This window comes from Streptomyces sp. CNQ329 (genome assembly GCF_000482585.1).
This window is the reverse complement of the sequence record NZ_AXVU01000026.1, coordinates 68,471-88,098: the sequence shown is the minus strand read 5'-3', so window position 1 is coordinate 88,098 and position 19,628 is coordinate 68,471. Positions and strand designations below refer to the sequence as shown.

Genomic DNA, 19,628 nt, shown 5'->3' with positions numbered 1-19,628 from the left:
CACCCGCTGAGCCGACCGGGCGGTCCCCGGCGACCGCCCGGGCCGAATCACCGCCGCCCCCACCCTGCCGACGCCAAAGTCGCCGTCGATGAACAGAGGGGACCGGATCGCGGCAGATTGCGCACAGAAATGGTCAGGTGGACTTCCACGGGGTTTCGTCCGCGTGACATGTGCGCCATGCATCCAAAGGCGGCGGTCCGTCACCGTCCAGATTCGGGGGACCGGGGAGCGGCATGGGCTACGGAAGCACGGGCGCGGAAGAGGAGGCTCCGTGGCCGGGGCGGCTGCTGGACGTCGGCAGGCTCCGCGCCTCGGGGGTACGAGGCGTACCGTTTCGGCAGTTCATTCTCAAGATGCACAGCCGCTGCAACCTGGCCTGTACGTACTGCTACGTGTACCACGGTGCCGACAGCGGCTGGCGCCGCCGCCCGGCGCGCATGCCGGAGGCCACCACCCGACGTGCCGCCGAGCGCATCGCCGAGCACGTGCGCGCCCACGGGCTGCGCCGGGTCCGCGTCGAACTGCACGGCGGCGAGCCGCTGCTCGCCGGCGCGGCCTCGCTGGTCCGGCAGACCGCGCAGGTACGCGCCACCCTGCCGGCCGACTGCACCCTCGTCGCCGGCGTGCAGACCAACGGCACGCTGCTCACCGAGTCCGCACTGGAGACGCTCGCCGCCGGCGGCATCCGCGTGGGCCTCAGCGCGGACGGCGGCACCCCCGAGCTGAACAGCCGCCGCGTCGACCACGCCGGACGGCCCTCCTGGCCCGCGCTGTCCCGTGCGGCGCGGCTGCTGCAGCGGCACCCCGAGAGCTACGGCGGCATCCTCTGCACGGTGGACGTGACGGCCTCGCCGGGCGCCGTGCTGGACTCGCTGTGCTCCCTCCGGCCGCCCGTGCTGGACTTCCTGCTGCCGCACGCCAACTGGTCCGCCCCGCCCCCCGCCCCGGTGCCCGGCGGCGGCCCCACACCGTACGGCGACTGGCTCTGCGAGGTCTTCGACCTGTGGTGGGACCTGCCCCGGCCGTCGCCGCGGGTGCGGCTGTTCACCGAGATCCTCGGGCTGCTGCTGGGCCGGCCGAGCGGCACGGAAGCCGTGGGCCTGTCGCCGGTCACGGCGCTGGTGGTGGAGACCGACGGGGCCATCGAGCAGGTCGACTCGCTCAAATCCGTCTACGAGGGGGCCTCGGGCACCGGCCTGGACGTCTTCGGCAACTCCTTCGACGAGGCGCTGAACCACCCCGGCGTCGCCGCCCGGCAACTGGGCCTGCACGCGCTGGCCGAGCAGTGCAGGCGCTGCCCGGTGGTCCGGGTGTGCGGCGGCGGCAACTACGCGCACCGCTACCGCGCCGGCGAGGGGTTCCGCAACCCGTCCGTGTACTGCACGGATCTGGAACAGCTCATCCGGCATGTCGCCCACCGGCTGGACGCCGCCGTGACGCACGAACGAAGAGTGCCCGCGGCACCGCCGTGCGTGAGCTGACGGGCAGCCAGATGGGATACTGTGCGAGAGATACAGGCTGCCGGGACTGTGGAGGGAGACGGTCGCATGGCCGAGCCCATCAGCATCAGTTACGCGGGGTTCAACCGCCCGTGGGCGGCCTGGATCGCCCATCAGCTCGAACTGCTCGGACACCCCACGGCGATGCTCCGCTGGAACCCGGCGCGGGAAAGGCCGCTGGTCGACGAGCTGACGGGGTTATTGGCGGCGCCCGACCGTATCCTGCTCGTCCTCGACGACTGGTACTTCGGTCTGGGCCCGCGCAGTGAGGACGAGTGGAACGACGCGCTGCACACGGTCATTCCGCAGCACGCGCACCGGTTCGCCGCCGCCACCGTGGCGACCGCGATGCCGACCGCGGCGGCCGCCCTGGCCCCCGTCGACCTGCGTGACCTGGGGACCGGCGAGGCCCGGCGCCGTATCCTCACCCGGCTGGGCATCGACCCGGACGCCCCCGTCCGCCCGGACCGCGAGCCCGAGCGCGCGCCACGCTTTCCCAACGACCCGCCGGTCGTCTTCAACACGCCCCGCCGCAACTACCGCTTCACGGGCCGCGACGCCATCCTGGAGCGCCTGCACGGCGCCCTGGCCAGCGGCTCCGCCGGCAGCGGAGCCGCCGGTCAGGGCACCCGGATCGCGCTTTCGGGGATCTCCGGCGTCGGCAAGAGCCAGATCGCCATCGAGTACACCCACCGGTTCGGCAGCGACTACGACGTCGTCTGGTTCGTCAACGCCAGCTACCGCATGACCGCCCGCGAGCAGCTCGCCGACCTCTCCGTACGGCTCAACCTCCCGGTCGGCAACAACATCGGCGACCGGGTCCGCCGGGTCCGCGACGCCCTGCGCACCGGCCGCCCGTACCGCCGCTGGCTGCTGGTCTTCGACAGCGCCGACGAGATGGAGCTGCTCGACGACATCATCCCCGAGGGCGACGGGCACGTGCTCATCACCACCCGCACGCGTGACTGGGCCGTCAGCGGCGGCGCCGAGGAGATCGAGGTCCCGCACTTCACCCGGGCGGAGAGCACGGCCTTCGCGCTCCGCCGCGCTCCGCGGCTGACCGAGGCCGAGGCGGACGGGCTCGCCGAGGCGGTGCAGGACCTGCCGCTGGTGCTGAGCCAGACCGCGGCGTGGCTCGACTCCAGCACGATGGCGCCCGCGGACTACATCGAGCTGCTGCGCGAGAAGGAGCCCGGCAAGTTCGGCATCAGCATCGGCTCCGACTATCCGATGGGCTTCCTGACGAGCTGGTCGATAACGCTGAACGGGATGCGGGAGAAGACCCCGGCGGCAGCCGCGATGCTCAACCTGTTCGCGTTCTTCTCCCCGGACAGCATTCCGGTGTCCCGCATCGTCGAGCGCAGCGACGAGCTGCCGCCGCACCTGGCGGAGCTGGCGAACGACCCCATCAGCTGGCACTCCGCGTTGCGCCGGCTGTCGGAGTCCACCGCAGTCACGATCGACTACCTGTCGGAGCAGTCGCCGGAGACCGAGGTGGAAAAGGTTCAGATGCACCGTTTGTACCACCGGTTCCTGCAGAGCGACCTCCCCGAGGACGAGCGCGAAGTACTCTCCGCCACGGCATGCCGCATCCTCGCCGCGGCGGACCCCCGCCGCCCCCTGGACACCCGGGAGTGGGGACGGTACGCCGAGCTGCTGCCGCACCTGGAGCCGGCCGGCGCGATGGAGAGCTCCGACCCGGCCGTGCAGGAGCTGGTGCTGCACTGCATCGACTACCTGATCACGCGCGGTGAGTACCGCACCGCGCTGCGGATGTCCGAGCTGGCCCTGTCCCACTGGACAGTGCGGATGGAGCCCACCCACCGGCCCATGATCACGTTGGTGCACCGGCATGCCGAGGCCCTGCGCAACCTGGGCCGTTTCCGCGAGTCCGAGGCCGCGGGGCGCCAACTGGTCGACGTCCTCGTCCCCGTCCGCGACCCGGAGGACCCGGACCTGCTGCGCGCCCGGAACGGACTGGGCGGCGCACTGATGGGCCTCGGCGAGTTCGAGGCGGCCCGGGACCTCTTCGACGACGTCCGCGCCAAGTACGCCGGCCTCCTCGGCCCCGAGCACCCGCGCACCATGTCGCCGCTCGGCAACTACGCCCTCACCCTGGGCCTGCTGGGACGGTACCGCGAGGCGCTGGATCTCCACCGCCGCCTGCTGAGCCTTCGCGAGAAGCGGCTGGGCGCCAAGCACTACCACACGATGGTGTCCGGCATTCACTACGCCTGGATGCTCCGCCTCCTCGGCCGGTACGAGGAGGCGTACTCCGGGCAGAGCCTCAACGCCGAGCTGCACCGGCAGGTCAGGGGGAGGCACAACCCGCAGACGCTGCGCGCCGAGCACAATCTCGCGCTCTGCCTGCGCAGGCTGGGCAGGCTCAATGAGGCCGACACCCTCATGGAGTCGGTCGTCGAGCGATTCACCCAGGTCCAGGGCCCCCGGCACCCCGAGACCCTGATGGTCGAGGCGGACTACGCCACCTTCCTGCGCGAGCACCGCGACCTGCAGCGCGCGCGGGAGCTGGCCGAGTCGGTCAACCGGCGGTACGAGGCGATGCTCGGCGAGCAGCACCCGTACACCGCCGGCACCCTCGGTAACGTCGGGCTCGCCCTGTGGCCCACCGGCGACTGGCAGGAGGCGTCCGAGATCGCGGAGCTGGCGCTCACCCGCATGACGGCCGCCGTCGGGCCCGCACACCCGTGGACCCTGGGGTGCGCGCTGAACGCCGCCGCCGCCCGCAACCGGCTGGACGCGCCGGACCACGCCGAGGAGCTGAGCCGGCAGACGCTGGACACGGTCAGAGAGGTCCTCGGCACTCAGCACCCCATGGCACTGTCGGCGATGATGGCCCTCGCGGACGACCTGCGGTCGCAGCGCCGCTCGCAGGAGGCGAAGAAGGTCGAGCGGGAGGCGATGCAGGTCCTCAGCGACACGCTGGGTGCCGACCACCCGCACACCATCGCGTCGCGCCGGCGGGAGCGCCCGTACTGGGACTTCGAGCCGCAGCCGACGTAAGCGCGACCGCGGGGGTGCGCCCCCGCACCGGGGAAGGGCCCCGCACGCAGCGCGTGCGGGGCCCTTCCCCGGTGCCGTTGCGGGGTACGGGCCCGGCCCGTACCCCGCGGGGACTCAGAGGTCGAAGACCTCGGCCGTCAACTGGGCATGCTCCGCCTGGTGGCGCTTGGCCGAGCCGACCGCCGGGGAGGACGACGAAGGACGCGAGACCCGCCGCAGCCGGTCGGCGTTCGGCACCGGCCCGGAGCCGATGATCAGGTCCAGGTGGTCGACCAGGTTGAGCGCGATGAACGGCCACGCGCCCTGGTTGGCCGGCTCCTCCTGGGCCCAGACGAACTTCTCGGCACCGCTGTAGCGGGCCAGCTCCCCCTGGATCTCCGCGCCGGGCAGCGGGTACAGCCGCTCCAGCCGGACGATCGCCGTGTCCGTGGCGCCGCGCTTCTGACGCTCGGCGTCGAGGTCGTAGTAGACCTTGCCGGAGCAGAAGACGACCTTGCGGACCGCCGCCGGGTCGACGGAGTCGTCGCCGATGACCGGCCGGAAGCCGCCCGAGGTGAACTCGGCCGTCCGCGACGCCGCCGCCTTCATCCGCAGCATGGACTTCGGGGTGAAGACCACCAGCGGCTTGTGGTGCGGGTTGTGGACCTGCCAGCGCAGCAGGTGGAAGTAGTTCGACGGCAGGGTGGGCATCGCGACGGTCATGTTGTTCTGCGCGGAGAGCTGCAGGAACCGCTCGATACGGGCCGAGGAGTGGTCCGGGCCCTGGCCCTCGTAGCCGTGCGGCAGCAGCAGCACGACGCCGGAGGACTGGCCCCACTTCTGCTCGGCGGAGGAGATGAACTCGTCGACGACGGTCTGCGCGCCGTTGACGAAGTCGCCGAACTGCGCCTCCCACAGCACCAGGGAGTCCGGCCGGGCCAGCGAGTAGCCGTACTCGAAGCCCATCGCCGCGTACTCGCTCAGCAGCGAGTCGTAGACGTTGAAGCGGGCCTGGTCCGGGGCGAGGTAGTTCAGCGTGGTGTAGTCCTCGCCGGTCTTCTGGTCGACGAGCACCGCGTGCCGCTGGCCGAACGTGCCGCGGCGGGAGTCCTGGCCGGCGAGCCGGACCGGGGTGCCCTCCATCAGCAGCGAGCCGAACGCGAGCGTCTCGCCCATGCCCCAGTCGATCGTGTCGTCCTCGACCATCGACACCCGGCGCTGCAACTGCGGCAGCAGCCGCGGGTGCACGGAGACCTGGTCGGGGAGGCTGACCTGGGAGTCGGCGATCCGCTTGACGACCTCTTCGGAGACGGCCGTCTCCACGGCCACCGGGAAGCCGGGCAGCGCGTGCGCCGGCACCTCGGCCGGGGCGGGCGCCTCGGTGGCGTCCCGTACCTCGGTGAAGACCTTCTCCAACTGGCCCTGGAAGTCCTGGAGGGCCTGCTCGGCCTCTTCCATGGTGATGTCGCCGCGGCCGATCAGCGACTCGGTGTAGAGCTTGCGCACCGAGCGCTTCTTGTCGATCAGCTCGACCATCTGCGGGTTGGTGAACTGCGGGTTGTCGCCCTCGTTGTGCCCGCGGCGGCGATAGCAGATGAGGTCGATGACCACGTCCTTGTTGAACGCCTGGCGGTACTCGAAGGCCAGCCGCGCGACGCGCACGACGGCCTCGGGGTCGTCGCCGTTGACGTGGAAGATCGGCGCCTCGATCATGCGGGCCACGTCCGTGGCGTACATCGAGGAACGCGCGGACTCCGGCGGGGCGGTGAAGCCGACCTGGTTGTTGATGACGACGTGCACGGTGCCGCCGCAGCGGTAGCCGCGCAACTGCGACATGTTGAGCGTCTCGGCGACCACGCCCTGGCCGGCGAACGCGGCGTCCCCGTGCAGCGCCAGCGGCAGCACGGTGAAGTCGGTGCCGCCCTTGCCGATGATGTCCTGCTTGGCGCGGACCACCCCCTCCAGGACCGGGTCGACGGCCTCCAGATGGGAGGGGTTGGCGGTGAGCGAGACCTTGATCTGCTCGCCGTCCAGGCCGGTGAACGTGCCCTCCGTGCCCAGGTGGTACTTCACGTCGCCGGAGCCGTGCATCGACTTCGGGTCGAGGTTGCCCTCGAACTCGCGGAAGATCTGCGCGTACGACTTGCCGACGATGTTGGCCAGCACGTTGAGCCGGCCGCGGTGCGCCATGCCGATGACGACCTCGTCGAGGCGGGACTCGGCGGCGGCGTCGATGACCGCGTCCAGCAGCGGGATGACGGACTCGCCGCCCTCCAGCGAGAAGCGCTTCTGGCCGACGTACTTCGTCTGCAGGAAGGTCTCGAACGCCTCCGCGGCGTTCAGCCGGCGCAGGATGCGCAGTTGCTCCTCGCGCTCCGGGGTGTCGTGCGGGCGCTCCACGCGCTCCTGGATCCACTTGCGTTCCTTCGGATCCTGGATGTGCATGTACTCGATGCCGGTGGTGCGGCAGTACGAGTCGCGCAGTACGCCGAGGATGTCGCGCAGCTTCATCATCGACTTGCCGGCGAAGCCGCCGACGGCGAACTCCCGCTCCAGGTCCCAGAGCGTCAGGCCGTGCTCGGTGACGTCGAGGTCGGGGTGCTTGCGCTGCTTGTACTCCAGCGGGTCGGTGTCGGCCATCACGTGGCCGCGGACCCGGTAGGAGTGGATCAGGTCGAAGACCCGGGCGGCCTTGGTGACGTCGTCGTCGTGGCTGGCATCGATGTCGCGGAGCCAGCGCACGGGCTCGTACGGAATGCGCAGGGACTTGAAGACCTCGTCGAAGAAGTCGTTCTCGCCCAGCAGCAACTGGTGCATGATCCGCAGGAACTCGCCGGAGGCGGCGCCCTGGATGACGCGGTGGTCGTAGGTCGAGGTGAGCGTCATGACCTTGGAGACGCCCAGCTTGTTCAGGGTGTCCTGGGAGGTGCCCTGGAACTCGGCGGGGTAGTCCATCGCGCCGACGCCGAGGATCATGGACTGGCCGGGCATCAACCGCGGCACGGAGTGGACGGTGCCGATGCCGCCGGGGTTGGTGAGCGAGCAGGTCACCCCGGTGAAGTCGTCCATGGTGAGCTTGTTGGCCCGGGCGCGGCGGACGATGTCCTCGTACGCCTGCCAGAACTCGAAGAAGTTGAGCGTCTCGGCCTTCCGGATGGCCGCGACGACGAGCTGGCGGTCGCCGTTGGGCTTGACCAGGTCGATGGCCAGGCCGAGGTTGACGTGCTCGGGCTTGACCAGGGTGGGCTTGCCGTCCTTCTCCGCGAAGGAGTGGTTCATCGACGGCATCAGCTTCATCGCCTGGACCATCGCGTACCCGATGAGGTGCGTGAAGGAGACCTTCCCGCCGCGGGCGCGCTTCAGGTGGTTGTTGATGACGATGCGGTTGTCGAAGAGGAGCTTCACCGGGACCGCCCGGACGGAGGTGGCCGTCGGCAGCTCCAGCGAGGCGTTCATGTTCTTGGCGACGGCGGCCGCGGGGCCGCGGAGGGTGACCAGCTCGGGGCCCTCGGGCGCGGCGGCCGGGGCCGCGGCGGCGGGCTTCGCGGCCGGCTCGGCCGCGGGCCGTGCCGCCGGCCGGGCGGGCGCCACCGTGGGCCTGGCCGGCGGCTGGGCCATGGGCCGGCCGTCGACGGCGGGCTTCGCGGCGGGCGCGGGTGCCTGCTGCGGCGGCGCGGCGGGGGCCGGAGCCGGAGCCGCGGCCGGAGCCGCCTGGGCCGCGGGCGCCGGTGGCGCGGCGGGCGCGGGCTGGGCCGCCTGCGTCGCCGCCCCCTGCTTCCCGCCGGCGGTGCCCGGCTTGTAGTCGGCGAAGAAGTCCCACCAGGCCCGGTCCACCGAGTTGGGGTCCTGGAGGTACTGCTGGTAGATCTCGTCGACGAGCCACTCGTTGGGACCGAAGGCGGCAGCAGGGTCCCGGCCCTGGCTGGGCTCTTCGGTCCGGACGCTCGACGAGCTGCTCTTAGGGGACTGTGACGACACGGCGGCAACCGCCCTCTTCCGCTTCACAAGGTGATGGACAGCGGAAAACAAGGCTACGCCCCCTGAGCTGGTACGTGCAGGCCGCACCCGCCGGAGGTCGCGTAAGTCACAATGCGAACGTGGTTTGGGCCCCGGATGTGGCGGGAAATCAAAGAAGTTTGCCCGCGTGCGGCATGGGGGCGTCCGGGCGGTGGCGCCGCGTCCCGTCCTCGTACCGGGCCGTTCACCGGCTGCTCTGTGCTCTGCCGCGTCTGTTCCCGCACCTGCCGAAGGTCAAGTGTAGGTCAAGTCGCGAACCGGAATTAGCCCGGAAGGGTGAGCTTGATCCGGCAGCCACGGGGTGATTCGGCCACACCGATCCGGCCGCCGTGCAGATCGACCGCCCAGCGCGCGATGGCGAGCCCCAGACCGGTGCCGCCGCCGTCCGCGCCGTGGTCGCCCAGCACCCCGTTCTCCCGGCCACGGTTGAAGCGCTCGAAGACCCGGTGCCGCTCGGCGGCCGGGATGCCGGGACCCTCGTCGAGCACCTCCACCTCCAGCGCGCCCGGCTGCGCGCCGGCGCGGGCGCGCACGGTGACCCGGCCGCCGGGCGGGCTGTGCTTCACGGCGTTGTCGATCAGGTTCGCCATCACCTGGTGCAGCCGCTCGGGGTCAGCCCGTACGGCCAGCTCGGACGGCCAGACGTCCAGGTACAGCCGGACGTCGCCGCGCCCGCGGGGGCCGGGGATCTCACCGGCGGCCTCAGGAGCCCCGGCCGCACCGTGGGCGCCGCTGCCGAAATGCGCCTCCTTCAGCACGCCCGCGAGGTACGGCTCCACCGAGAACCGCCGCAGCCGCAGCGGCACCACCCCGCTGTCGATCCGCGACAGGTCGAGCAACTGCTCCACCAGCCTGCCCAGCCGCTCGGTCTGGCGCAGCGCGGTACGCATCGTGTCCGGGTCGGCCTCGGAGACCCCGTCCACCACGTTCTCCAGCACGGCGCGCAGGGCGGCGATGGGAGTGCGCAGCTCGTGCGAGACGTTGGCGACCAGTTCCTTGCGGTGCCGGTCGACGGACTGCAGGTCGGCCGCCATGCGGTTGAACGTCTGCGCCAGCTCGCCGAACTCGTCCCGGCGGCGGGTGGCCAGCCGGGCCGTGTAGTCGCCGTGTGCCATGGCGCGGGTGACCGCGGTCATCTGCACCAGCGGCGACGTCAGCCGCTGGCCCACGAACTGGGTGATCAGCAGCGAGGCGATCAGCGAGAAGACCGTGATCAGCCGGACCTCGGTGGACGAGCGGATCGCCACCCACACCAGACCGGTGGCGATCACCACCGAGCCGATGACCAGGGCACCCAGCGCCGCGTTCACCGACCGCACCGGGTCGAGCGGGCGCAGCGCGTCCCACACCCGGTGCCAGAAGCCGGGCTCCGTGCCGCCGTCCGGCACCGTCATGCGACGGGGGTCTCCAGCGCGTACCCCACACCGTGGACGGTACGGATCCGCTCCGCGCCTATCTTGCGCCGCAGCGCCTTGATGTGGCTGTCGACCGTCCGCGTCCCCGAGGCGTCCTCCCACTCCCACACCTCCACCAGGAGCTGCTCGCGGGAGAGCACCGCCCGCGGCTGGTTGGCCAGACACGCCAGCAGCTCGAACTCCGTCGGCGTCAGATGCACGTCGTCCCCGCCGACGCGCACCCGCCGCTCGGTGTGGTCGATCTCCAGCTCGCCCAGGCGCACCGTGTCGTCCCGGGGGGCGCCCGCCGCCTGCGTGGCGCGCTCGACGCGGCGCAGCAGCACGTGCACCCGCGCGGCCAGCTCACGCATGGAGAATGGTTTGGTCATGTAGTCGTCGGCGCCGACGCCGAGGCCGACGAGCATGTCCGTCTCGTCGTCCCGCGCGGTCAGCATCAGCACCGGCACGAGCCGCTGGGCCTGCACCCGGCGGCACACCTCCAGCCCGTCGAAGCCGGGCAGCATCACGTCGAGCACGAGCAGGTCGGGCCCCCACTCCGCCGCGGTCGCCACCGCGGCCGGGCCGTCGCCTGCCGTACGTACCTGGAAGCCCTCGGCGCGCAGCCGCGCCGATATCGCCTGCCTGATGGTCGGGTCGTCCTCGACGACCAGCACCCTGCGCTGGGCACCGGGCGTCACCGCGGCCGCGTGGTCAGCGCGGCCGTTCAGGGCTTGTCTGTCTGCCATGTGTTCGTGGCCCTCGCCGTCTCTTCCCCGTAGGCCCTCCGGTTCAGTGAGCAGCGTATGGGGAGGTGACACGCCTCGGCTACGGGGAACGGAGAGCCCCCGGCGGCGTTCCGTGCGCGCGGTCCGGTGGGCGGACGGCGAGGTGGACGGCGTCGGGGGCGCCGCGGCGTACCGGGATCTCCTCGGTGCGTACGTCCGCGAAGCCGGCCGTACGGAGCGCGGCTTCGAAGCCGGGGGAGGGGCGGGCGGACCAGACGGCGAGGACGCCGCCGGGGGTGAGACGGTCGCGGCAGGCGGCGAGGCCGGCGGGGGCGTAGAGGCCGGCGTTGCCCTCGGTGACGGTCCAGTCGGGGCCGTTGTCGATGTCGAGGCAGACGGCGTCGTAGGAGCGCGTCGCCGTGGTGAGGTGGTCGAGGAGGTCGGCCTCGACCAGCTCGACGCGGCGGTCGGCGAGGGCGGCGCCGCTGAGGCGGGCGAGGGGCGCGGCCCCGGCCGCAATGCCGGCCGTCGGCGCGGCGGTGCCGGTGTGCCACTCGATGACCGCCCGTTCGCGCTCGACCACCGTGATCCGCCCCCAGCGCGGATCCGCCGCCGCCTCGGCGAGCGAGAACCCCACGCCGAGCCCGCCGATCAGCACCGCCGGCTCCGGCGCGGTGCCCCGTACGGCTTCGGCCGCGGCCCGGATCAGCAGCCGCTCGGAGCGGCCGTCGGAGGTGTCCATGAGGAAGACACCGTTCGCGATGATCTCGTGGTGGACGCCGCGCCGCCGCAGGACGACCTCTCCGTACGGGCCGGACCTGCGGTCGACCGTCACCGCGGTCCCCGTGTCGTCGTGGCTGCTCATGGCCCCATCCTGCCCGATCGCTGACAGCGAACGGACGGCCGGGAACATCCCGGCACCCCTCCTGGGTTGAGCCCATGTAACTCAACTTGCATGCCGAAGGGGAGATCAATGGCTACTGAGTCCGGCTCGCACACGCCGCTGGCCCTGCCCGTACTGCCGCTCGACGACGAGGTCGTGCTCCCCGGCATGGTCGTGCCGCTCGACCTCTCGGACCGCGAGGTGCGGGCCGCGGTCGAGGCCGCGCAGGCCGCGGCGCGCGGCAGCGGACACAAACCCCGGGTGCTGCTCGTCCCACGGGTCGACGGCACGTACGTGGGCACCGGTGTCCTCGGCCGTGTCGAGCAGGTCGGCCGGCTGGCCGACGGCGACCCCGGTGCGCTGATCCGCGGCGTCACCCGGATCCGCATCGGCGCCGGCACCACGGGGCCCGGAGCGGCCCTGTGGGTGGAGGGCACCGAGATCGAGGAGTCCGTACCCGACCCGGTTCCCGGCGCCGTCACGGAGCTGATGAAGGAGTACAAGGCGGTCGCGACCGACTGGCTGCGCAAGCGCGGCGCCTGGCAGGTCGTGGACCGCGTGCAGCAGATCGACGACGTCGGCCAGCTCGCCGACAACTCCGGCTACTCGCCGTTCCTCAGCACGGAGCAGCGCGTGGAGCTGCTGGAGACCGCCGACCCGGTGGCCCGGCTCAAGCTGGCCACGCAGTGGCTCAAGGAGCACCTGGCCGAGCAGGACGTCGCCGAGTCCATCGCCAAGGACGTCCAGGAGGGCGTCGACAAGCAGCAGCGCGAGTTCCTGCTGCGCCGGCAGCTCGAAGCCGTCCGCAAGGAGCTGCGCGAGCTGAACGGCGAGCCCGACGGTGAGGAGTCCGACGACTACCGCGCCCGGGTGGAGGCCGCCGACCTGCCCGAGAAGGTCCGCGAGGCGGCCCTGAAGGAGGTCGACAAACTGGAGCGCAGCTCCGACGCCTCCCCCGAGGGCGGCTGGATCAGGACGTGGCTCGACACGGTCCTGGAGATGCCGTGGAACGAGCGCACCGAGGACGCGTACGACATCACCGGCGCCAAGGAGATCCTGGACGCCGACCACGCGGGCCTGGAGGACGTCAAGGAGCGCATCACCGAGTATCTGGCGGTGCGCAAGCGGCGCGCGGAACGGGGCCTGGGCCTCGTCGGCGGCCGGCGCGGCGGCGCGGTGCTCGCGCTCGTCGGCCCGCCCGGTGTCGGCAAGACGTCGCTGGGCGAGTCCGTGGCGCGGGCCATGGGGCGCACGTTCGTCCGCGTCGCGCTCGGCGGCGTCCGGGACGAGGCGGAGATACGCGGCCACCGGCGTACGTACGTCGGCGCGCTGCCCGGCCGCGTCGTCCGGGCCATCAAGGAGGCCGGGTCGATGAACCCGGTCGTGCTGCTCGACGAGATCGACAAGGTCGGCTCCGACTTCCGCGGCGACCCCGCCGCGGCCCTGCTGGAGGTCCTGGACCCGGCGCAGAACCACACGTTCCGCGACCACTACCTGGAAGTCGAGCTGGACCTGTCCGACGTGGTCTTCCTCGCCACCGCGAACGTCCTCGAAGCCATCCCCGAAGCGCTGCTGGACCGGATGGAACTGGTCCGCCTCGACGGCTACACCGAGGACGAGAAGGTCACCATCGCCCGCGACCACCTGCTGCCGCGGCAACTGGAGCGCGCGGGTCTGGAGGCCGGCGAGGTCACCGTCGAGGACGACGCGCTGCGCAAGCTGGCGGGCGAGTACACCCGCGAGGCGGGCGTACGGAACCTGGAGCGCGCCCTCGCGCGGCTGCTCCGTAAGATCGCGGCGCAGCACGAACTGGGCGACGCGAAGCTGCCGTACACCGTCGGCGTCGACGCACTCCGTCCGCTGATCGGCCGTCCGCACCACACCCCGGAGTCCGCCACCGACCCCGCGGAGCGCCGCACGGCGGTCCCGGGCGTGGCGACGGGCCTGGCGGTGACGGGCGCCGGCGGCGACGTGCTGTACATCGAGGCGTCGCTGGCCGACCCCGAGTCGGGCGCGTCCGGACTGACCCTCACGGGGCAGCTCGGCGACGTGATGAAGGAATCGGCGCACATCGCGCTCTCCTTCCTGCGCTCGCGCGGCGCGGAGCTGGAGCTGCCGGTGGGTGACCTGAAGGACCGGGGCATCCACCTGCACGTGCCGGCGGGCGCGGTCCCGAAGGACGGGCCGAGCGCGGGCATCACGATGACGACGGCGCTGGCGTCGCTGCTGAGCGGCCGGCAGGTGCGCACGGACGTGGCGATGACCGGCGAGGTGTCGCTGACGGGCCGGGTGCTGCCGATCGGCGGCGTGAAGCAGAAGCTGCTGGCGGCGCACCGGGCGGGGGTCACCACGGTGATCATCCCGAAGCGGAACGAGCCGGACCTGGACGACGTGCCGGCGGAGGTCCTGGAGAAGCTGGAGGTCCACCCGGTCTCCGACGTCCGCCACGTCCTGGACCTGGCCCTCACCCCGGCCGGTGCCGCGGCACCGGCCGCGGACCCGGAGATCCCGGTGGCCGCCTGACCGCCCCACCGCCTCCGCTCCTCGGACACGGCCCCTCCCGACCACCCACCAGGGAGGGGCCGTTCGGCGTGCACCCGCCCGTGTACGGACACCGCGCCCGGGCGCCGGCGCGCGCTGCGGGCCGGTGGCGGGTGACCGCCGGTCTCTCCGGAGGAGCAGCTCCGGGGAGACCGGCGGGGGCCGGGGGTGGCGGGGTCAGCCGTTGGCGAGGGCCTGGAGGCGGTCGTAGGCGCCGTTGAACTTGTTGTGGTCGCCCACCGTGGGGCCCGTCGAGGTGTACTGCCAGAAGGTGTAGAAGCCCCAGCCGGCCGGCAGCGTGCCCGGCGAGGAGGCGTAGCGGGCGATCCACAGCGGGTGGTTGCTCGCGTAGCCGCCGTAGTTGCCCGTGCACTGGGTCCACCAGTTGGTGTTCGTGTAGATCACCGCGTAGCGGCCGGTGCGTTCGCGGTAGCGGGTGAGGAAGGAGCTGATCCAGCTCCGCATCGACGCCTGGCTGAGGCCGTAGCAGGTGGCTCCGTAGGGGTTGTACTCGATGTCCAGCACGCCCGGCAGCGTCTTGCCGTCGCGGGACCAGCCGCCGCCGTTGCTGGCGAAGTAGTCGGCCTGGGCGGCGCCGCTGGCGCCGTTCGGGAGGGCGAAGTGGTACGCGCCGCGGATCATCCCGATGTTGTACGAGCCGTTGTACTGCTGGGTGAAGTACGGGTTCTTGTAGCTCGTGCCCTCGGTGGCCTTGACGTACGCGAAGCGGTTGCCCGCGTTCCAGAGCGTGGACCAGTTGACGTTCCCCTGGTGGCTGGAGACGTCGACCCCCTCGACGGTCGCGAGCGGGCCGGCCTCCCGGCCGGCGGCGCCGGCCGAGCCCGCGGGGGCGCCGGTGCCCTCGTGGAGGCGGATGCCGGCGCCCATGTACGCCTCGCCGCGTTCCAGGTGGCGGGGGTCGGGGTTGAGCCGGTCGCCGGCCGCGGCGGGGGTGGTCAGGCCGACGACGAGGGAGAGCGAGGTGGCCGCGGTGGCGATGGCGGCGGCGAGGGAGCGGCGCCCGAGGCGCGAGCGGGTGCGGACTGACGATGACATGCGTTCCTCCGGGTGTGGGGGTTCCTCGGTGGTGCCGGTGGTACCGGTGATGCCGTGGTTCCGGTGAGCCGTGATTCCGGTGGTGCCGGTAGGCGGAGGGTGCGGAGGTGCCGGGCGTGTGTGCGCGGCCGGCTCGGGAGGTGGCGGGAGGGGCGGGGCGGCGGTGGCCCGTTCTCGTACGCCTGCGGGGCCTCGGCCCGGTCCTTGGTGTGGCCATGTCACTACGTGCTGCGCCGAAGGTAAGTGCTGCGCGCGAGGGAGCGAAAGAGGGTCCGGCGGGTGCCTTTGGTCTACGCCTGCGAAATACTGGGGGAGCTGCGGCTTCTGCCGCTTCTGAAGAAAACTTTCAGCCCGCGGAAAGCCGGAAGGGCCCCTGACGTGCACAAGGCCGAAACCCCCGAAGGCGAGCACGGGGACGAGGGAAATGGTGTGGACCACGTCTTCCTCGATCTGGAACGGGAACTCGCGGTTTTCTACCGCCGGGCCCGCGGTATCGCGGCGGACATGGCCCGCCAGGTCGATCCCGGGCTCGAACCCGGCGCGTACGCGCTGCTGGCCCGGCTGGAGGGCGGCGGGAGGCGTGCCACGGACCTCGCCGGCTACTTCAACATCGGCAAGGCGACCGTCAGCCGGCAACTGCACGCCCTCGAAGAGCTGGGCCTCGTCGACCGCGAGCCCGACCCCGCCGACGGCCGGGCGGCGCTCGTGCGGCTGACGGAGGAGGGGCGGCGGCGGGTGCTGAGCGTGCGCCGGGTGCGGCACGCGGAGTACATCCAGCAGCTCGCCGGGTGGGACATCGGCGAGGTCGCCGAGCTGGCCCGGCTGCTGGGGCGGTTCAACGAGCTGAACGCGGGCGGGGGCGGCCGGCGGTAGCGCCTGTGCGGAGGCGGCCGGGGGACGGGGGTGCCGCTCCCCGGCCGGCGATCGTCACAGCTCCACCAGCACCGCCGACGCGTCGTCGTGCACCTTGCCCCTGCGGTACCTGCTGCGGTCGGCGTCCGCCGCCTCCGCCGCCCGCACCTCCGCCACCACGCCCTGCGGCCCCGCCTTGCGCACCCGCTGCCACAGTGCCGTCCAGTCGCCGAAGCCGAAGACCTCCGTCCAGCGCGTCACCCCGTCGGTCAGCGCCGCCAGCGCCGTCACCTCCGTACGCGGCACGCTGCCCACCACCGCCCGCGCCGCGACGTGCGGGTCGGCGGCGGCGGTGAAGAAGCCGCCCTCGCGGTTGCGCATCTCCTCCGCGGGGCGGCTGCGCGGCACCTGTGACAGCCGGGGGTCGAGCACCGCCCGCACGGCGCCGTCCGGCCGCTCCAGGAGCAGCGCCGCGTCGCACAGCACCAGGTGCTCCACCGTCTCGTCGTCCCACCGCGCCGCGGCGACCGTGGCCTGCGGCGTCCGCCGGTGGGTCAGGTCGCAGGCCGGGCCGTGGGCCGCGGCGGTGCGGCGGATGGCCTCCGCCAGGCAGTCCGCGAGCGGGGCTTCGCGGGCGCCGGCCAGTTCCAACAGCGCGCCCCCGAGCCGGGCCGCGAACCACGGCACCCCGTGGACGCAGCCGGTGTCCCCGTCCCGCGGCGGCGTCACACCGTCCAGCACCACCACGGCCCCGCCGGTACCGGAGGCCGGCAGGGCCACGGCGGCGTAGTCCTCGTTCGGGGCGGGAGGTGCGGCGGGCTCGCTGGCCAGTTCGATGCGCATGAGCCCAGTCTGCCGGTGCGGGCGCGCGGCCCTGCGGCGCCGGGAGGACGGCCCGGTGGCCCCCGGCAACACGTGTTCGCTCTTTCGGGTGAGCACCGGGGCAAAGTCCGCATGCCCGCCAGCCCTGCTGACAGGGTCGACCAGCGAACCCGAGACGCAACCGGACTCAGGCATAAACAGTCTGAAATGCAAGGACATTGCGCCGCGGGACATAGAGCCGAAGGAGGGCGATTGCGGACCCCCGTGCAACCGGATCGGCAGGACGGAAAGGGCGGCCGGCGCCGTGGCGGCGTGCGCCCCGCGCCGCGCACGTCGCCGCGGACCCGGGCGGCCTACCTCGTCGTGGGCGCGGCGGTGCTCGCCGCGGGCGCGCCGGGCCTGGCCGGCGCGCTCCGCTCCGTGCGCACCGCGGACCCGGAGGGGCGGGCGCGGGCGGCGAGCGCGCTGCACCTGCACGGCGCGCTGCTGGCGCTGTGCGCGGTGCTGGCCGTGGGCGTCGTCGTGTACGCCGCGCGCGGTGTGCGCGCCGCGGGAGGGGGCGACGCGGAGGACCGCGGTGCGGAGGGCGGCACTGCGGAGCGCCGCGGTGCAGAGGAGGACGGGGGTGCGGAGGACGGCGGTGCAAAGGTTGCGGCCGAACTCGCCGCCGTCCGCGCGGAGCTGGCGGAGGCGAGGGAGAACCACGTCGTCGAACGCGACTCCCTGCTGCGCGAGCGGGCGGCCCTCGCCGAGCGCATCGGCGGGCTCCAGGCCAGCGTGCAGGACACGTTCGTCGGGCTGTCGCGCCGCACGCTCGGGCTGGTCGAACGCCAACTGTCGTTCATCGACGAGCTGGAGGCGCACGAGCAGGAGCCCGGCACGCTGGAGACCCTCTTCCGGCTCGACCACCTCGCGGCCTGCATGCGCCGGCACAGCGAGAACCTGCTCGTGCTCGCCGGCGCCGACCACCGCGGCACGCGGCGCGCGAACGTCCCGCTGATCGACGTGCTGCGCGCGGCGGTCGGCGAGATCGAGTCCTACCGGCGGGTGGTGCTCGCGCCGGACCTGCCGCAGATGCACGTCACCGGCTTCGCCTCCGGTGACGCGAGCCACCTGCTGGCGGAGCTGCTGGAGAACGCCACCTCGTGCTCGCCGCCGGAGTCCGCCGTGCTGCTGACCGGGCGGCTGCTGGGGACGGGCGACCTGCTGCTCGTCGTACGGGACGAGGGCATCGGCATCAGCCCCGCGGGCCGGGTCGACGACCTCAACGCCCGGCTCGCCGACGCCGACCCGGGGCCGGCGCCCCGGGAGGCGATGGGGCTGGGCCTGTACGTGGTCGCGCGGCTGGCGGCGCGGCACGGCGTGGGCGTGGAACTGCGTCCGCGCGACCGGGGGCTGGACGCGGAGGTCCGGCTGCCGGCGCGGCTTCTGGTGGCGGGGGACGTCGGTGCGGCCGGAGGCGAGGCTGCCGGGGCTACGGCCGGCGGTGAGACTGCCGGTGGTGTGGCCGGACGCGAGCCTGCCGGGGGTGCGACGGTGGCCGGGGGTGCGGTCGAGACGGCGGATGCCGGCGAGGGTGCGGGTCACGCCGTGCCGCTGCCCGGGGGAGCGGGGGGCGGCGCACGGGCGGGCGCACCCGCGGCGCGGGGTGCGGCGCCGGATCCGGGAACGGGCACGGGAGACCCGGGCGTACGGCTCGGGGATGCGGCACCCGTACGGCACGGGGATGCGGCGCCCGTACGGCACGGGGATGCGGCACCCGTAGGGCACGGGGATGCGGCGCCCGTACGGGTCGGGGCGCAGTGCTCCGACCCGACGCCCGGCGGCGGCGCGCCGCCGCCGTTCGCCACGGCCCGGTCCGCGGCCACCCCGCGGACCGGGGGGTGGGTCCGTGCCGGGGCGGGGATGCTGCCGCGCCGCAAGCCCGGCGGGACGATCTCCGGTGGTGCGGTCTTTGGCGGTGCGGTGGCGCACAGCGCGGGGGCCGGTCACGCATGGTCCGACCACGCATGGTCCGACCACTCCGCCTCCGATGACGCCGCCTTCGACCACGCCGCCTCCGGTCACCCCGCGGCCGGCGACCCGGTGATCGGCCCGGCGGCGCTCAGCCCCGTCCCGCCCGCGGGTGCCGCCGCCGGCGTTGCGCCGGCCGGTGCTTCGCCCGCCCGCGCCCTCCCCTCGCGGCGTGGCGCCGCGACCCCGGGCGGGTGGTCCGTTCCGCACGCCGGTGCCGCCCCCGCCGACGGGTACCGGACCGTGGTCGCCGTGCCCGCGCAGACCGAGCGGCGGGGCGTCGACGCGCGCCAGGTGCGGCGGTTGCTCGGCGGGTTGCAGCAGGGGTCCCGGGACGGGCGGCGCGCCGCCCGCGCGGAGGCCGCGACACGGGAAGCGAAGGAGCAGGGAGCCAGTACGTGAACAGCGCACAGGACCACCGGGAGACCATCGGCAGCCTGCGGTGGATGCTCGACAACTTCACCGCGGAGGTGCCCGGCGTACGGTCCGTGGTCGTCGTCTCCGTCGACGGGCTCCCCCTCCTCGCCGCGCCGCCGCAGTCCGCGTCGGCCGGCGAGCAGTTGGCCACCGTCGTCTCCGGTATCGGCGGGCTCACCAACGGGGCCGCGGACGTCATGGACGGCGGGCGGGTGAAGCAGACGATGGTGGCGATGGAGGACGGCTGCCTGGTGGTGATGCAGGCCGGCGACGGCTCGCTGCTCGGGGTGCTGACCGAGCCGGACTGCGACCTGAGCGTCGCCGCCTACCACATGGAGCTGTTCGTCGGCCGCGTCGGCCACGTCCTCACCCCGGGGCTGCGCGGCGAGCTGACCGGCTGAGCGGC

Annotated in this window: 12 protein-coding genes; 6 read left to right on the top strand and 6 right to left on the bottom strand. The window is 73.1% G+C overall.

The window, feature by feature from the left end; translation table 11 throughout:
* Positions 1-233 precede the first annotated feature (233 nt).
* The gene (locus I003_RS0118870; RefSeq protein WP_027772931.1) at positions 234-1,481 is read left to right on the top strand and encodes an FxsB family cyclophane-forming radical SAM/SPASM peptide maturase; all 1,248 of its coding nucleotides are present in this window, start codon (positions 234-236) and stop codon (positions 1,479-1,481) included.
* A 66-nt stretch (positions 1,482-1,547) separates the two neighbouring features.
* A complete protein-coding gene (gene fxsT / locus I003_RS0118865) occupies positions 1,548-4,523 on the top strand; it encodes an FxSxx-COOH system tetratricopeptide repeat protein (protein WP_027772930.1) in 2,976 nt (991 codons plus the stop codon).
* Positions 4,524-4,637: 114 nt separating this feature from the next.
* Here the strand turns inward: fxsT and I003_RS0118860 are convergent, their stop codons facing one another.
* The 4 genes from I003_RS0118860 to I003_RS32640 all read right to left on the bottom strand — a co-directional run bounded on the left by I003_RS0118860 (position 4,638) and on the right by I003_RS32640 (position 11,503).
* A complete protein-coding gene (locus I003_RS0118860) occupies positions 4,638-8,480 on the bottom strand; it encodes a multifunctional oxoglutarate decarboxylase/oxoglutarate dehydrogenase thiamine pyrophosphate-binding subunit/dihydrolipoyllysine-residue succinyltransferase subunit (RefSeq protein WP_027772929.1) in 3,843 nt (1,280 codons plus the stop codon).
* A 302-nt stretch (positions 8,481-8,782) separates the two neighbouring features.
* Positions 8,783-9,913: a sensor histidine kinase gene (locus tag I003_RS0118855; RefSeq protein ID WP_027772928.1), complete on the bottom strand. Its 1,131-nt coding sequence runs from the start codon at positions 9,911-9,913 to the stop codon at positions 8,783-8,785.
* On the bottom strand, positions 9,910-10,659 hold the full coding sequence (locus I003_RS0118850; RefSeq protein WP_037721142.1) for a response regulator transcription factor: 750 nt from the start codon (positions 10,657-10,659) through the stop codon (positions 9,910-9,912). The genes I003_RS0118855 and I003_RS0118850 overlap by 4 nt, the downstream gene beginning before the upstream one ends.
* A 79-nt stretch (positions 10,660-10,738) precedes the next feature.
* On the bottom strand, positions 10,739-11,503 hold the full coding sequence (locus tag I003_RS32640; RefSeq protein ID WP_051368326.1) for a spermidine synthase: 765 nt from the start codon (positions 11,501-11,503) through the stop codon (positions 10,739-10,741).
* 108 nt (positions 11,504-11,611) lie between these two features.
* Here I003_RS32640 and lon point away from each other — a divergent pair, with 108 nt between their 5' ends.
* Complete coding sequence (gene lon, locus I003_RS0118840) at positions 11,612-14,044, top strand: endopeptidase La (RefSeq protein WP_027772926.1); 2,433 nt, start codon at positions 11,612-11,614, stop codon at positions 14,042-14,044.
* Between the two features lie 195 nt (positions 14,045-14,239).
* On the opposite strand, the gene I003_RS0118835 is transcribed toward lon, so the two are convergent.
* Positions 14,240-15,118, bottom strand: coding sequence for a lysozyme (locus I003_RS0118835; RefSeq protein WP_027772925.1), 879 nt, complete (start codon positions 15,116-15,118; stop codon positions 14,240-14,242).
* A 378-nt stretch (positions 15,119-15,496) separates the two neighbouring features.
* Between I003_RS0118835 and I003_RS0118830 the strand changes: the two genes are divergently transcribed.
* On the top strand, positions 15,497-15,991 hold the full coding sequence (locus I003_RS0118830) for a MarR family winged helix-turn-helix transcriptional regulator (protein WP_486584287.1): 495 nt from the start codon (positions 15,497-15,499) through the stop codon (positions 15,989-15,991).
* 54 nt (positions 15,992-16,045) lie between these two features.
* On the opposite strand, the gene I003_RS0118825 is transcribed toward I003_RS0118830, so the two are convergent.
* Positions 16,046-16,813 (bottom strand): protein phosphatase 2C domain-containing protein, encoded by a 768-nt coding sequence (locus I003_RS0118825; protein ID WP_027772923.1) that lies wholly within the window; start codon positions 16,811-16,813, stop codon positions 16,046-16,048.
* A 231-nt stretch (positions 16,814-17,044) separates the two neighbouring features.
* On the opposite strand from I003_RS0118825, the gene I003_RS0118820 reads away from it, so the two are divergent.
* Positions 17,045-19,207 carry an ATP-binding protein gene (locus I003_RS0118820; protein ID WP_027772922.1) on the top strand — a complete coding sequence of 721 codons (2,163 nt, stop codon included), beginning with the start codon at positions 17,045-17,047 and terminating at the stop codon, positions 19,205-19,207.
* The gene (locus I003_RS0118815) at positions 19,204-19,623 is read left to right on the top strand and encodes a roadblock/LC7 domain-containing protein (RefSeq protein ID WP_027772921.1); all 420 of its coding nucleotides are present in this window, start codon (positions 19,204-19,206) and stop codon (positions 19,621-19,623) included. The genes I003_RS0118820 and I003_RS0118815 overlap by 4 nt, the downstream gene beginning before the upstream one ends.
* Positions 19,624-19,628: the final 5 nt, after the last annotated feature.